The organism is Pseudomonas sp. 1D4 (genome assembly GCF_001728925.1).
Lineage (GTDB): Bacteria > Pseudomonadota > Gammaproteobacteria > Pseudomonadales > Pseudomonadaceae > Metapseudomonas > Metapseudomonas otitidis.
In genome coordinates this window covers 61,379-75,513 of the sequence record NZ_LXJQ01000016.1, presented here as the reverse complement: position 1 = coordinate 75,513, position 14,135 = coordinate 61,379, and the positions used below count along the sequence as shown (strand labels likewise).

Here is a 14,135-nt window from a genome sequence, read left to right as displayed (position 1 = left end):
GCTCAGTGCTTGGCCACCGTGGCGTTCAGACCCAGGTAGTCCAGCAGGATCTGACCGGTTTCGGTCAGGTAGGCGTCGTCTTCCGGCTTGGTCTTGTCGTCCTCCGGCAGAGCGTCCTCGTCTTCCTTCTTCAGCTCCTTGAGCAGGTCTTCGCCCTTGGCCTTGCGGCGGGCGTTCTCCATGGCCAGCTGCTTGTTCTCGATGTCGGTCTGTTGGGCCCGGCGCTTGGCTTCGTTGAGGCTGACGACGGTTTCCTTCATCAGCTTCTGGGCCAGGGCCAGGCGTTCGCGGCTGTAGACGAAGTCAGGGTTATGGGCGGTACGTGCGTCGTGACGGGCCTTCAGCTCGGCCAGGAAGGGGCGGAATGGGTCGACCTCCGGCTTGATGGCCGGGCGGATGCTGTCCCAGGGCATTGCCTCGGGCAGGGCGCTCTCGCCGATTTCCTTGGTATCCACCACCGAGGGGTACTCGATGTCGGGGATCACGCCCTGGTGCTGGGTGCTCTGGCCGGAGACACGGTAGAACTTGGCCAGGGTCAGCTTCAGTTCGCCGTGGTTGAGCGGCTGGATGGTCTGCACGGTGCCCTTGCCGAAGGTCTGGCCGCCAATGATCAGCGCACGGTGGTAGTCCTGCATGGCGCCAGCGAAGATCTCCGAGGCCGAGGCGGACAGTCGGTTCACCAGCACGGCCATCGGGCCCTTGTAGAACACGCCGCTGTTCTCGTCGGCCAGTACATCGACGCGGCCGTCGCTGTTGCGCACGAGTACGGTGGGGCCCTGATCGATGAACAGGCCGGTCAGCTCGGTGGCCTCCTGCAGGGAACCGCCGCCGTTGTTGCGCAGATCGATGACCACGCCGTCTACCTTTTCCTTCTGCAACTCACCCAGCAGCTTCTTCACGTCGCGGGTGGTGCTCTTGTACTCGGGGTTGCCGGCGCGGAAGGCCTTGAAGTCCAGGTAGAAGGCCGGGACCTCGATCACGCCGAGCTTGAACGATTGGCCGTCGTGTTCGAGCTTGATCACCGATTTCTTGGCGGCCTGTTCTTCCAGCTTCACCGCCTCGCGGGTGATGGAGACGATCTTGCTGGTCTGGTCGTTCGGCGCGTTGCTGGCGGGTACCACTTCCAGGCGGACCACCGAGCCCTTGGGCCCGCGGATCAGCTTGACCACTTCATCCAGGCGCCAGCCGATCACGTCGACCATTTCGCCATTGCCCTGGGCGACGCCGACGATCTTGTCTGCCGGGGCGATCTGCTTGCTCTTCTCGGCGGGGCCGGCCGGAACCAGGCGCACCACCTTCACATGCTCGCTGTCGCTCTGCAGGACGGCACCGATGCCTTCCAGCGAAAGGCTCATGTTGATGTCGAAGTTCTCGGCATTGTCCGGGGAGAGGTACTGGGTGTGGGGGTCGTAGGTCTGGGCGAAGGCGTTGATGTAGGCCTGGAAGATGTCTTCGCCCCGGGTCTGCCCAAGGCGGGAGCGCTGGTTCTTGTAGCGCTTGATCAGCAGCTCCTGGATGGCCTTGGGCTCCTTGTTGGCGAGCTTCAGTCGCAGGACCTCGTCCTTCACGCGCTTTCGCCACAGGTCGTCCAGCGCGGCGCGGTCCTTGGCCCAGGTGGCTTTTTCGCGGTCAGTCTCCAGGGTTTCGTCGACAGTGAAGTCGATGGTGTCGACGCCTTTGCCGAGCATGGCAATGGCGAAGTCCAGGCGTTCCTTCAGGCGGTCGAGGTGACGCTTGTAGATGGTGAAGCCGGGCTGCAGGTCACCTTTCTTCAGGAAGTCGTCGAACTGTGTTTTCCAGGCGTTGAATTCGGCGATGTCACCGGCGGTGAAGTACATCTTCGCCGGGTCGAGCATCTTGAGGTAGCCCTCGTAGATCTTCACCGAGCGTTCGTCGTTCAGCGGCGGTTTGTTGTAGTGGTGGCGCTTGAGCAACTCGACCACATTGAGGCTGGCGATCACCTGCTCGCGGTCCGGCTGGAGAGAGTCCCAGCTGTCGCTTGCCGAGGTGGTGGAGGCATGCAGCGGGAGCGCGCTGATGCTGAAAACGAACGCAAGGGCGGAGCAGATCAGAGAACGCTTCATGCTGATTCGACGTCGGGGCAGGTGATAACGCATATTAGGCCGTATTTGAGGGCGCCGGGTTCCTTCGGCGCAAAGCAAAAGCCCGGCGGTCAGCGCCGGGCGGGTCCGGGGTCACTATGGAGGCAGCGTGAAAGCATTGCAAGGCATTGAAGGCCGCGTGGAGTGGGCAGAGCGCACGGTTCCGAGCTGTGATGTGGGCCAGGTCAGAGTCCGTGTCGCTGCGGCGGGTTTGAACCGTGCCGACCTGCTCCAGGCAGCGGGTCATTACCCCCCCCCGCCGGGTGCCAGCGACGTGATCGGGCTGGAGTGTTCCGGGGTCATAACCGAGGTCGGTCCCGGGGGCGCCTGGGAGGTTGGTGACCGGGTCTGCGCGCTGCTGGCGGGCGGTGGCATGGCCGAGGAGGTGGTGGTGGATGCCCGCCATGCCTTGCCGGTACCGGAGGGGCTGTCCCTGGCTGAGGCGGCCGCTGTGCCAGAGGTGTACGCCACTGCCTGGCTCAACCTGTTCCAGCTCGCCGCGCTTGGCGCGGGTGAAAAGGTGCTGCTGCATGCGGGCGCCAGCGGCGTCGGTTCGGCGGCCATCCAGTTGTGCAAGGCGTTCGGCAACCCGGTCTGGGTCAGCGTGGGTTCGGCTGAGCGACTGGCTTATTGTGTGAGCCTGGGCGCCCAGGGCGGTGCGCTGCGGGGCGATGAGCTACAGGGCCTCAAGGATTTCGGCCCGTTCGACGTGATCCTCGACCCGGTCGGTGGCAACTATGCCGCGCTGAACCTTGACCTGCTGGCTCACGACGGTCGCTGGGTCAACATCGGCCTCATGGGCGGCCGCAAGGCCGAGCTGGACATGGCACAGGTTCTGGGCAAGCGCATCCAGCTCATAGGCTCCACCCTGCGTAACCGCGACGACGCCTTCAAGGCTGATCTGCTGCGTGATCTGCACCAGCAGGTCTGGCCGCTGTTCGCCGAGGGGCGTGTGAAGCCGCAACTGGAAAAGGCCTTTGCGGCGGCCGACATCCAGCTCGCATTCGACACGCTCGCGAGCAACCAGGTGGCCGGCAAGCTGGTGGTCGTACTGGACGAGAGCCTGTCGTGATGGTCTGATCGTCGGCCGTTCATCGGCGAATTCTCGGCGCAGAGGGCCTGGCCAGGGCCTGCTGAATCGCTGCAGGGCCCGTAGTCACTGGTCTGCAGCATTGATTTAGTAAACCAATGATGGCGATGCTCTCAATCAATAAGCTCTTTACCGAGTAACCGCCTAGTATTCGTCGGGTAGATTTTTCAACCCACCCTTCACCCATGGAAAAGAGGTCTAACTGGATGTCTCTGATCAATACCTCCGTACAACCCTTCAAGGTCAACGCTTTCCACAATGGCAAGTTCATTGAGGTCACCGAAGAGTCCCTCAAGGGCAAGTGGTCGGTCCTGATCTTCATGCCGGCAGCCTTCACCTTCAACTGCCCGACCGAGATCGAAGACGCCGCCAACAACTACGCCGAGTTCCAGAAGGCCGGTGCCGAGGTCTACATCGTGACCACCGACACCCACTTCTCCCACAAGGTGTGGCACGAAACCTCCCCGGCGGTCGGCAAGGCTCAGTTCCCGCTGATCGGCGATCCGACCCACCAACTGACCAACGCCTTCGGCGTGCACATTCCGGAAGAAGGCCTGGCCCTGCGCGGCACCTTCGTGATCAACCCGGAAGGCGTCATCAAGACCGTCGAGATCCACTCCAACGAGATCGCCCGTGACGTGTCCGAGACCCTGCGCAAGCTGAAAGCTGCCCAGTACACCGCTGCCCACCCGGGCGAAGTGTGCCCGGCCAAGTGGAAGGAAGGTGCCGCTACCCTGGCCCCGTCCCTGGACCTGGTCGGCAAGATCTAAGTCACGCAATACCCTTCCCCCGGTGGCCGGCCGACCGGCTGGCCACCCTGCACAAAGCCCGAATCCGAGCGAGCAGGGCGGACGCAGCAGCGTCCGCCGCGGGGACCCCTTACGCCCGAAATACCCAAGGAGTCAGTCATGTTGGACGCCAATCTTAAAACCCAGTTGAAGGCCTACCTGGAAAAGGTCACCCAGCCGTTCGAGATCGTCGCGTCCCTCGATGACAGCGACAAATCCCGCGAATTGCGCGAACTCCTTCAGGAAATCGTCGGCCTGACCGACAAGATCACTCTGCGCGAAGACGGCAACGACGCCCGCAAGCCCTCCTTCGCCCTGGAGCGCCCGGGTGCCGAGATCAGCCTGCGCTTCGCCGGCATCCCCATGGGTCACGAGTTCACCTCCCTGGTCTTGGCCCTGCTCCAGGTCGGCGGCCACCCGTCCAAGCTGGACGCCGCCGTGATCGAGCAGATCAAGAACCTCGAAGGCGAGTTCAACTTCGAAACCTACTTCTCTCTGTCCTGCCAGAACTGCCCCGACGTGGTGCAGGCGCTGAACCTGATGGCCGTGCTCAACCCCAACATCCGCAACGTGTCCATCGACGGCGCGCTGTTCCAGGATGAGGTCGAGCAGCGCCAGGTCATGTCCGTGCCCAGCATCTACCTGAACGGTGAGCTGTTCGCCCAGGGCCGCATGGGGGCGGAAGAGATCCTCGCCAAGATCGACACCGGCGCCGCCGCCCGCGACGCCGAGAAGCTCAGTGCCAAGGACGCCTTCGACGTGCTGGTGGTAGGCGGTGGCCCGGCCGGTGCCTCGGCCGCCATCTACGCCGCTCGCAAGGGCATCCGCACCGGCGTTGCCGCCGAGCGCTTCGGCGGCCAGGTGCTTGACACCATGGCCATCGAGAACTTCATCTCCGTCCCGGAGACCGAAGGCCCGAAACTGGCCCGCGCGCTGGAAGAGCACGTCAAGCACTACGACGTCGACATCATGAACCTGCAGCGTGCCAGCGCCCTGATCCCGGCCAAGGCCGAAGGTGGCCTGCACGAGGTGAAGTTCGAGAGCGGTGCCAGCCTCAAGGCCAAGACCGTGATCCTCGCCACCGGCGCCCGCTGGCGTGAGATGAACGTCCCTGGCGAGCAGGAATACCGTGGCCGTGGCGTCGCCTACTGCCCGCACTGCGACGGCCCGCTGTTCAAGGGCAAGCGCGTTGCGGTGATCGGCGGGGGCAACTCCGGTGTCGAGGCGGCCATCGACCTGGCCGGCATCGTCGCCCACGTCACCCTGATCGAGTTCGACAGCAAGCTGCGCGCCGATGCCGTGCTGCAGAAGAAGCTGCACAGCCTGCCCAACGTCGAGGTGATCACCAGTGCGCTGACCAGCGAAGTGAAGGGCGACGGCCAGAAGGTCACCGGCCTGACCTACAAGGACCGCACCAACGACGAGTTCAAGACCCTGGAGCTGGAAGGCATCTTCGTCCAGATCGGCCTGCTGCCCAACAGCGACTGGCTGAAAGGCACCGTCGAGCTCAGCCCCCGCGGCGAGATCATCGTCGACGCCCGTGGCGAGACCTCGCTGCCCGGTATCTTCGCCGCCGGCGACGTCACCACCGTGCCGTACAAGCAGATCGTCATCGCGGTCGGCGAGGGTGCCAAGGCCTCCCTCAGCGCCTTCGATCACCTGATCCGCAACTGATCGGTCGACGCTCCACCCCAAAAGGCAGCCCTCGGGCTGCCTTTTTTGGGTTAGTGCGAGTCGTCCATGCCGACGCCGGACATGCTCCTTGGGCGATTCATGGGCAGCGATTATGCTCGGCGCTCTTTTGCCGATAGCACCGTCCCCGCCTTATCCAGGCCAATCGACAGGGAGTCCCCGTGAGCCTTCACATCCGCCCGGCCGTGCGCAGCGACGCCTGCCAGATCCTCACCTTCATCCTCGAACTGGCCCGTTATGAAAAGGCCGAGCACCAGGTGGTCGCCACCGTCCCGGACATCGAGCAGAGCCTGTTCGCCAGCGACACGCCGGCTCAGGCGTTGATCTGCGAGGTGGAGGGGCAGCCCATCGGCTTCGCCGTCTACTACTACGCCTATTCCACCTGGCTGGGCCGCAAGAGCCTCTACCTGGAAGACCTCTACGTCTCCCACGAGCACCGTGGCCTGGGTGCTGGCAAGGCGTTGCTCGCGCACCTGGCCCGGGTGGCCTGCGAGAGTGGCTGCCGCCGCATGGAATGGATGGTGATGGAGTGGAACGAGCCCGCGCTGGCGTTCTATCGCCGCCTGGGCGCGGGCCCCCTGGAGGACCTGGTGCGCTATCGCCTCGCCGACGACGCGCTCCAGGCCCTGGCCGAAACCCGCCCGGCCTGAAGCAGCCGCTCGGAGCCTCAGGTCGGAGTGCCGATGCCAAAGACCTCGGCCAGGTGCGCCCGGTAGCGGGCCACGTCGCCGTCGATGTCGGGGCGCTTCATCACATCCACCGCGAGGAAGGTCGGCAGCGGCTGCATGCCGAGGAACTGGTTGGCCTTGTGGAAGGGGAAGTACACCGCGTCCACGCCCTTGGCTTCGAAGAAGTCGGTGGGGGCGTCGAAGGCTTGCCGGGGTGCATTCCAGGTGGCGGAGATCATGTAGCGCTTGCCATGCAGCAGGCCGCCGCTGCCGTACTTCTGCGAGGCGTCCGAGCGGGTACGACCATCGTTGGCATAGAGGCTGCCGTGACCGGCGGTGAACACCTCGTCGATGTAGCGCTTCACCGTCCAGGGCGCGCCCATCCACCAGCCCGGCATCTGCCAGACGATCACATCGGCCCAGAGGAATTTCTGCACTTCCTCGGCGATGTCGTAGCCGCCGTCGATGAAGGTGGCCTGCACCTCGAATCCGCCTCGGTCGAGGAAGGCGAGGGCCGCCTCGTGCAGGGTCTGATTGTAGCGACCGTCAGAGTGGGCGAACTGCTTGCCGCCGTTGAGCAGGAGAATCTTTTTCATGGCCAGGGCCTCATGGGAGCGAAGAATGGCCGGCAGCGTAGCGAGTGGCAGGTGCTGGAAACACCGTCTCCCGCTCAAATCGCCTTTGCGTGAAAGTCATGAATCGGTCGCGGATCCGTGCGCTAGGCTGGTGCTCTCTTTGACCCCCGACGGAGTGCCCATGACCGCGCCCTATGCCTTCATCCTCCATGCCCAGTTGCGCCCGGAGAAAGCCGATGACTTCGAGGCGCTGTTTCGCGCCTATGTCGAACCCAGCCGCGCCGAGGCCGGCTGCCTGGAGTACCACATGCTGCGGGATGCTCAGGACCCGACGCTGTTCATCTTCTTCGAGGTCTGGCGCTCGCGGGCGGATCTGGAGTTCCACGCCGCCTTGCCCCACATGCAGGCGTTCCACGCCCGGCGCATGGAGTACCTGGTGCGGGACTTCGAGATCCGCGAGGTGGCGGTGCTCAGCGAGGGGGAGAGGAGGGCGCGTTGAGGTGCGTGCGGGGGCTTCAGGTGCTCTGGGCGTTCGCTGGGACTTGGACGCCGCAGAGCTCCCGGACTGAAGTCCGGGCTACGTCCTGAAGTCCGGGCTACGTCCGGGTTACGTCCGGGTTACGTCAGGGCTACGGCCAGGAACAAGCGGGGGCGGTCAGGCTTCCTGGGCGCGGTAGGCGCCGGGGGTGAGCCCCGTCCATTTCTTGAAGGCGCGGTGAAAGGCCGAGGGCTCGGAGAAGCCGAGCTGCTCGGCCAGGTCCTGGATGGACAGCTCGTCCCGCCCCAGGTGGTAGATCGCCAGGTCGCGGCGCAGGTGGTCCTTCAGTTCCTGGAAGCTGGAGCCTTCTTCCCGCAGGTGGCGGCGCAGGGTCTGCGGGCTCATGTGCAGTTGCTGGGCGACCCGCTCCAGGTCCGGCCAGGTGCGGCAGTCGCGCCCCAGCAGGCGGCGGATCTGGCTGGTCAGGCTGTCGCCGCCATCCGGGCGGGCCAATAGGTCGGCAGGGGAGTGTTCGAGGAAGTGCTTCAGCGTGCGCTCGTCCTGCAGCAGTGGCATGGCCAGATAGCGCGCGTTGAACAGCAGGCTGGTGCCCGTCGTGCCGAAGCGGCGAGCAGTGGGGAAGAGCAGTTCGTACTCGGCCACATGATCCGGCTCGGCATAGGCAAAGGTGGCTTCCTCCAGGCGGATGCGCTGGCCGATCAGCCAACTGCCCAGGCGATGCCAGATCACCAGCAGGCTTTCCACCAGGAAGTGGTCCGGGTCCCAGAGCATGCTGTCGTCCACGCTCAGGCGCACGCACTCGCCTTCGCGCTCCAGGTGGATCACCGGGGCGTCGGGGAACAACCCGTAGAACAGCGCGCCGCGCACCAGGGCCTTTTCCAGGGACCGGCAATGGATGATGGCGTGGCACATCATGGCGAAGGTGCCGCGCTTGCTGCGTTGCCGGCCGAAGCCCATGTACTCGTCGTCCAGCGCCTCCCACAGCAACTGCATCAGCCGGCTGAATTGCTCGGGCGCAACCCGCGCGCGGGGCTCTTCCAGCAGGGCCGGATGGATGCCGGCCTGGCGTAGCAGGGCACTGCAGTCCAGACCATGACGCGCCGGGCCACGCAGGGCGGCACGGACGAAATGGCTGGCGATGGTGCGCTCGCGCATGGGGCGGGTTCCCGGTCTGGAGGTGGCCGATGGTAGGGCGCTGCAGGAACGCGCCACAAGGGGCGGGGTGGCGGAAATCCCCCTCGCAGGTCGGCGGAAACCCGCCTGAAACGGTCGGTTCCTGAATCGTGCGGTTGGTTGTGGGCTTAGTGCCACAAGGCTTGTGGGACTTTTTTGAAGTTGGCACAAGGGCTGCAAATGGGCACAGCCGTCCATTGGTTTGGGCCGCAGAACAACAAAGCCTCCCGGCAAGGGAGGAGCCAGATACCCGGTGCTGCGGGTCCGTTACGGACCTGGTCCCCAGCACCCGAGAGGAACTGCCATGACCCGTCAACCCCTCTATAAAAGCCTTTATGTCCAGGTGCTGGTGGCCATCGCCATCGGCATTCTCATCGGGCACTTCTACCCGCAGACCGGTGTAGCCCTGAAGCCCCTGGGCGACAGCTTCGTCAAGCTGATCAAGATGGCCATCGCCCCGATCATCTTCTGCACCGTGGTGACCGGCATCGCCGGCATGCAGAGCATGAAGGCCGTGGGCAAGACCGGTGGTTATGCGCTGCTGTACTTCGAAGTCGTGTCCACCCTGGCCCTGATCATCGGTCTGGTGGTGGTCAACCTCGCCCAGCCCGGCGTCGGCATGCACGTCGACCCGACCACGCTCGACACCAAGGGCATCGCTGCTTATGCCGCAGCGGGCGAGAAGCAGTCCACCATCGACTTTCTGATGAACGTGATTCCGGGGACCGTGGTCGGCGCCTTCGCCAACGGCGACATCCTCCAGGTGCTGTTCTTCTCCGTACTGTTCGGCTATGCCCTGCATCGCCTGGGCGACTACGGCCGCCCGGTGTTCGAGTTCATCGAGCGCATCTCCCAGGTGATGTTCAACATCATCAACGTGATCATGAAGGTCGCCCCCCTCGGCGCCCTCGGCGCCATGGCCTTCACCATCGGTGCCTACGGCGTGGGTTCGCTGGTGCAGCTCGGCCAACTGATGGCCTGCTTCTACATCACCTGCCTGCTGTTCGTGCTCATCGTCCTGGGCAGCATCGCCCGCGCCCACGGCTTCAGCATCCTCAAGTTCATCAAGTACATCCGCGAAGAACTGCTGATCGTCCTGGGCACCTCTTCCTCCGAATCTGCCCTGCCGCGCATGATCGACAAGCTGCAGAAGCTGGGCGCCGACAAGTCCGTGGTGGGGCTTGTGATCCCCACCGGCTACTCCTTCAACCTCGACGGCACCTCCATCTACCTGACCATGGCCGCCGTGTTCATCGCCCAGGCCACCGACACCCCGATGGACATCACCCACCAGATCACCCTGCTGCTGGTGCTGCTGATCGCCTCCAAGGGTGCCGCCGGCGTCACCGGCAGTGGCTTCATCGTCCTGGCTGCCACCCTGTCCGCCGTCGGCCACCTGCCGGTCGCGGGCCTGGCGCTGATCCTCGGCATCGACCGCTTCATGTCCGAAGCCCGCGCCCTGACCAACCTGGTCGGCAACGGCGTCGCCACCCTGGTGGTCGCCAAGTGGTGCAAGCAGCTGGACACCGACACCCTGAACCGCGAGCTGGCCGGCAACGGTGCGACGGTTGTCGACGTTGCCAGTGCCGGTGACGCACAGCGCGCCTGATAGCGTTTCAACGGTTTCTCCTCCCTCCCCACGGGGAGGAGCCTTTCCAAGCCCGTCTCATGACGGGCTTTTTTATGTTCGGACGCCACCACCGCTCCCAAGAGCGCATCGGTCAATCCACCCTGAGCGCTTGCGTCATTGAGGGGCCATTCGGCCGACGCCTACCCTGCGGGACGATTCCAACAGGGGGGACCCCGCATGCAACGCCAGCACTTCGAGACCGAGCACAACCTGTTCCGCGACGCCTTCAGCGCCTTCCTGCAGAAGGAAGTGCTGCCGCACCAGGACGAATGGGAAGCTGCCGGGGTGGTGGACCGCAGCGTGTGGAAGAAGGCAGGGGAAATGGGGTTCCTGCTGCCTTGGGCGGACGAGGTATACGGCGGGGCGGGGCTCAAGGATTTCCGCTACGAACAGATCATGTGTGAGGAACTGGCCGCCATCAACGAGCCCGGTTTCATGATCCCGCTGCACTCCGCCCTGTGTGGCCCGTACATCGCCGAGTACGGCAACGAGGAGCAGAAGGCCCGGCTGCTGCCGGGCATCATCCGCGGCGAGATCATCCTCGCCGTGGCGATGACCGAGCCGTCCGCCGGCTCCGACCTGGCCGGTATGCGCACCACCGCCGTGGACAAGGGCGACCACTACGAGCTGAACGGCTCCAAGGTGTTCATCTCCAACGGCCTGCTGGCCGACGTGGTGATAGTCGCCGCCAAGACCGATCCGGCGAACAAGCACGCCATGGGCCTGTTCCTGGTGGAGCGGGGCATGGAAGGCTTCGAGCGCGGACGCAACCTGAAGAAGCTGGGCATGAAGAGCCAGGACACCGCCGAGCTGTTCTTCAACAACGTCAAGGTGCCCAAGGCCAACCTCCTGGGCGATGCCAAGGGCGGTTTCTTCTACCTGATGAACATGCTTGCCCAGGAGCGCCTGACCAACGCCTGCGGCGCGGTGGCCGGTGCCGAAGCGGCGCTGCAGACCACCCTCGACTATGTGAAGGAGCGCAAGGCCTTCGATCGGCCCGTGTCCCACTTCCAGAACACCCGCTTCAAACTGGCCGAGATGCGCACCCAGATCGACGTCGCCCAGGTGTTCACCGACCGCTGCGTGATGGACCACAACCAGAAGAAGCTCACCCCCGAGGTGGCCGCCGAGGCCAAGCTGTTCACCACTGAGCTGCTGTGCAAGGTGGTGGACGAGGGCGTGCAGCTGCACGGCGGCTGGGGCTACATGTGGGAGTACCCGATCTGCAAGATGTACGCGAACGCGCGCATTCAGCGCATCTTCGCCGGCACCTCGGAAATCATGAAGGAGATCATCAGCCGCGGGATGAAGCTCTGAGGCCCGTCCCGGCTACCACCCCGTCCTGCCTGACGGCCAGGAGGCCATTGCCATGAATGCCACTGCTTCGCTGGGCGCCATCGACGCCTGGGCCCAACCCGCCAACGGCCGTGCTCGGCAGTTGCTGCCCGAGGTGGTGCGGCTGTTCGAGAAATCCGGCTCCGCGCACCTGCTGGACCAACCCCTGACCCCGGCCCAGACCGTGGCGGCCATGGACGAGGCCGGGGTGGAGAAATTGATGCTGGCAGCCTGGTGCCGGCCGGAAGGGTGGGTCTTCGACAACGACCTGGTGGCCGAGTACACCCGTGCCTTCCCCGACCGCTTCGTCGGGGTTGCCACCGTGGACCTGGCGCGCCCCATGACGGCCCTGCGCGAGCTGGAGCGGGCGGTGCAGGAGCTGGGCTGCAAGGCGCTGCGCATCGTGCCCTGGCTGTGGAAGCTGCCGCCCAACCACCGGCTCTATTACCCGCTGTTCGCCAAGTGCATCGAACTGGACATCCCCTTCTGCACTCAGGTCGGCCACACCGGGCCGCTGATGCCCTCGGAGACCGGGCGGCCGGTGCCCTACCTGGACGAGGTGGCGCTGGACTTCCCCGAGCTGCGCATCGTCGCCGGGCACATCGGCCATCCCTGGACGGAGGAGATGATCGGGCTGGCCTGGAAGCACGACAACATCTTCATCGATACCTCCGCCTACCTGCCGCGCTACTACCCCCAGGCGCTGCTGCACTACATGGCCAGCTACGGGCGGGACAAGGTGCTGTTCGGCAGCAACTTCCCGCAGTTGTCGTTGCAGCAGTGCATGGAGCAGGTCCGCGCCCTGGGGCTCAGGCCGGAGGTGGAAGCCGCCTTCCTACAGGGCAATGCCCGGCGGGTGTTCCGCCTCTGAGCCGCGCGGCCGGATGGGCCGCCTTGCACCAGCCTCCACCACAACGACAAGCACAAGGGGGACGGGATGACTGACGCACTGCCACTGCAACAACTGGCCCACTGGGTCACCACCACGCCGGACCGGGTCTGGCTGCGCCAGCCGGTGGCGCGCCACTGGCGCACGCTCACCTGGCGCCAGGCCGACGACCGGGCCCGGCGCCTGGCCAGCGCCTTGCGCGCTCTGGGCTGCGAACCGGGGGACCGGGTCGCGATCCTGGCGAAGAACTGCGCCGAGTGGGTGCTGAGCGACCTGGCGATCATGCTCGCCGGGTTGGTCAGCGTGCCGCTCTACCCGCTGCAGTCGGCCGAAAGCATCGACTACGTGCTGCGCCATGCCGGCTGCAAGGTGATCATCCTCGGCAAGCTGGACGACCCCGAGCGCCTGGCGCCGGGCCTGCCCGAGACGCTTGCGCGTATCGCCATGCCCTATCCGACCCTGCCGGCCGAGCACGCCTGGGACGACCTGCTGCGCCGCCATCCGCCCCTGGAGGACGCCCACTGGCAGCAGCCCGACGACCTGCTGAGCATCCTCTACACCTCCGGCACCACCGGCCAGCCCAAGGGGGTGATGCACAGGGCCCGTGCCTTTGCCTTCGCTTCCAGCCGCTCGGTACGGGAAATGGGCCTGGGGCCGGAGGAACAGTTCGTTTCCTACCTGCCCCTGTCCCACGCGGCCGAACGCTTCCTGGTGGAGAGCAACAGCCTGTACAGCGGGGGCAGCATCGCCTTCGTCGAATCCCTGGAGACCTTCGCCGAGGACCTGCGAATCATCCGCCCCACGGTGTTCTTCTCGGTGCCGCGCCTGTGGACGCGCTTCCAGCAGGGCGTGCTGGAGAGGCTGCCCCAGGCGAAGCTGGAGCGCCTGCTGCGCCTCCCGCTGCTGGGCGGCCTGGTGGCCCGGCGCATCCGCCGAGCCCTCGGGTTGGACCGTGCGCGGGTGCTGGTGAGTGGCGCCGCACCGATCCCGGTGGCGCTGCTGAGCTGGTACCAGCGCCTGGGCATGACCATTTGCGAGGGCTACGGCATGACCGAGAACTTCGCCTACGGCAACTTCAACCGGCCCGGGCAGGTGCGCTTCGGCACGGTCGGCCGGATCATGCCCGACAACGAGCTGCGCATCGCCGAGGACGGCGAGGTGCTCTATCGCAGCCCCAGCCTGATGACCGGTTATTACCGGGAGCCGGAGAAAAGCGCCGAGACCCTGCGTGATGGCTGGCTGCACACCGGCGACAAGGGCCAGGTGGACGAGGCGGGCTACCTGCGCATCACCGGGCGGGTGAAGGACATCTTCAAGACCAGCAAGGGCAAGTATGTGGCCCCGGCTCCCATCGAGGGTGAACTCGCCAAGAGCCACTGGGTGGAGCAGGTGTGCCTGATGGGCAGCGGCCTGGACCAGCCTCTGGCCCTGCTGGAGCTGAGCCCGGCGGCCCGTGCCGAGGCCCGAGAGCAACTGGAGCGCGACCTGCTCTCGGTGCTGGAGCGGGTGAACGCTACGCTGTTGCCCCATGAGCGCATCCGCCATCTGGTGCTGGTGCGCGAACCCTGGACGGTGGACAACGGCTGCATGACGCCCACCATGAAGATCCGCCGCAACGTACTGGAAGACCGCTTCGCTGCGCTGGCCGCCGGGCTCGACCCGCAGCGGCCGTTGCATTGGGAATGAACCGAACC

Annotated in this window: 12 protein-coding genes; 9 read left to right on the top strand and 3 right to left on the bottom strand. The window is 65.3% G+C overall.

The features are described 5' to 3' along the window. Window positions 1-2: 2 nt before the first annotated feature. A complete protein-coding gene (locus A7D27_RS10795; protein WP_069564872.1) occupies window positions 3-2,084 on the bottom strand; it encodes a carboxy terminal-processing peptidase in 2,082 nt (693 codons plus the stop codon). A 127-nt stretch (window positions 2,085-2,211) separates the two neighbouring features. On the opposite strand from A7D27_RS10795, the gene A7D27_RS10790 reads away from it, so the two are divergent. The 4 genes from A7D27_RS10790 (at window position 2,212) to A7D27_RS10775 (ending at window position 6,322) form a co-directional block, all read left to right on the top strand. Continuing rightward, the gene (locus A7D27_RS10790; protein WP_069564871.1) at window positions 2,212-3,174 is read left to right on the top strand and encodes an NAD(P)H-quinone oxidoreductase; all 963 of its coding nucleotides are present in this window, start codon (window positions 2,212-2,214) and stop codon (window positions 3,172-3,174) included. 224 nt (window positions 3,175-3,398) lie between these two features. Further along, a complete protein-coding gene (gene ahpC / locus A7D27_RS10785) occupies window positions 3,399-3,962 on the top strand; it encodes an alkyl hydroperoxide reductase subunit C (RefSeq protein ID WP_044406148.1) in 564 nt (187 codons plus the stop codon). A 138-nt stretch (window positions 3,963-4,100) separates the two neighbouring features. After that, window positions 4,101-5,654, top strand: a complete 1,554-nt coding sequence (gene ahpF / locus A7D27_RS10780) for an alkyl hydroperoxide reductase subunit F (protein WP_069560861.1) — start codon at window positions 4,101-4,103, stop codon at window positions 5,652-5,654. A gap of 179 nt (window positions 5,655-5,833) precedes the next feature. Further along, a complete protein-coding gene (locus A7D27_RS10775; protein WP_069564870.1) occupies window positions 5,834-6,322 on the top strand; it encodes a GNAT family N-acetyltransferase in 489 nt (162 codons plus the stop codon). A gap of 17 nt (window positions 6,323-6,339) precedes the next feature. Here the strand turns inward: A7D27_RS10775 and A7D27_RS10770 are convergent, their stop codons facing one another. Continuing rightward, entirely contained in the window at window positions 6,340-6,936 is a 597-nt protein-coding gene (locus A7D27_RS10770) for an NAD(P)H-dependent oxidoreductase (RefSeq protein WP_069564869.1), read from the bottom strand. A 160-nt stretch (window positions 6,937-7,096) separates the two neighbouring features. On the opposite strand from A7D27_RS10770, the gene A7D27_RS10765 reads away from it, so the two are divergent. Next, complete coding sequence (locus A7D27_RS10765) at window positions 7,097-7,414, top strand: putative quinol monooxygenase (RefSeq protein ID WP_069564868.1); 318 nt, start codon at window positions 7,097-7,099, stop codon at window positions 7,412-7,414. A gap of 156 nt (window positions 7,415-7,570) precedes the next feature. Here A7D27_RS10765 and A7D27_RS10760 read toward each other — a convergent pair whose 3' ends face one another. Beyond that, a complete protein-coding gene (locus A7D27_RS10760) occupies window positions 7,571-8,569 on the bottom strand; it encodes an AraC family transcriptional regulator (protein ID WP_069564867.1) in 999 nt (332 codons plus the stop codon). A gap of 322 nt (window positions 8,570-8,891) precedes the next feature. Here A7D27_RS10760 and A7D27_RS10755 point away from each other — a divergent pair, with 322 nt between their 5' ends. From A7D27_RS10755 to A7D27_RS10740, 4 genes are all read left to right on the top strand, one after another. Next, on the top strand, window positions 8,892-10,196 hold the full coding sequence (locus A7D27_RS10755) for a dicarboxylate/amino acid:cation symporter (RefSeq protein WP_069564866.1): 1,305 nt from the start codon (window positions 8,892-8,894) through the stop codon (window positions 10,194-10,196). A gap of 198 nt (window positions 10,197-10,394) precedes the next feature. Next, window positions 10,395-11,534, top strand: a complete 1,140-nt coding sequence (locus tag A7D27_RS10750) for an acyl-CoA dehydrogenase family protein (RefSeq protein WP_069564865.1) — start codon at window positions 10,395-10,397, stop codon at window positions 11,532-11,534. 52 nt (window positions 11,535-11,586) lie between these two features. Then, window positions 11,587-12,423 (top strand): amidohydrolase family protein, encoded by an 837-nt coding sequence (locus A7D27_RS10745; protein ID WP_069564864.1) that lies wholly within the window; start codon window positions 11,587-11,589, stop codon window positions 12,421-12,423. Between the two features lie 66 nt (window positions 12,424-12,489). Beyond that, a complete protein-coding gene (locus tag A7D27_RS10740) occupies window positions 12,490-14,127 on the top strand; it encodes an AMP-binding protein (protein WP_069564863.1) in 1,638 nt (545 codons plus the stop codon). The last annotated feature ends 8 nt before the right edge of the window (window positions 14,128-14,135 follow it).

Bases quoted from the DNA above. Each gene is read 5' to 3' on its own strand.
- A7D27_RS10770 (WP_069564869.1), bottom strand. From the start codon at position 6,936: ATGAAAAAGATTCTCCTGCTCAACGGCGGCAAGCAGTTCGCCCACTCT.
- ahpC (WP_044406148.1), top strand. From the start codon at position 3,399: ATGTCTCTGATCAATACCTCCGTACAACCCTTCAAGGTCAACGCTTTC.
- A7D27_RS10740 (WP_069564863.1), top strand. From the start codon at position 12,490: ATGACTGACGCACTGCCACTGCAACAACTGGCCCACTGGGTCACCACC.
- A7D27_RS10755 (WP_069564866.1), top strand. From the start codon at position 8,892: ATGACCCGTCAACCCCTCTATAAAAGCCTTTATGTCCAGGTGCTGGTG.
- A7D27_RS10795 (WP_069564872.1), bottom strand. From the start codon at position 2,084: ATGAAGCGTTCTCTGATCTGCTCCGCCCTTGCGTTCGTTTTCAGCATC.
- A7D27_RS10760 (WP_069564867.1), bottom strand. From the start codon at position 8,569: ATGCGCGAGCGCACCATCGCCAGCCATTTCGTCCGTGCCGCCCTGCGT.
- A7D27_RS10765 (WP_069564868.1), top strand. From the start codon at position 7,097: ATGACCGCGCCCTATGCCTTCATCCTCCATGCCCAGTTGCGCCCGGAG.
- ahpF (WP_069560861.1), top strand. From the start codon at position 4,101: ATGTTGGACGCCAATCTTAAAACCCAGTTGAAGGCCTACCTGGAAAAG.
- A7D27_RS10745 (WP_069564864.1), top strand. From the start codon at position 11,587: ATGAATGCCACTGCTTCGCTGGGCGCCATCGACGCCTGGGCCCAACCC.
- A7D27_RS10750 (WP_069564865.1), top strand. From the start codon at position 10,395: ATGCAACGCCAGCACTTCGAGACCGAGCACAACCTGTTCCGCGACGCC.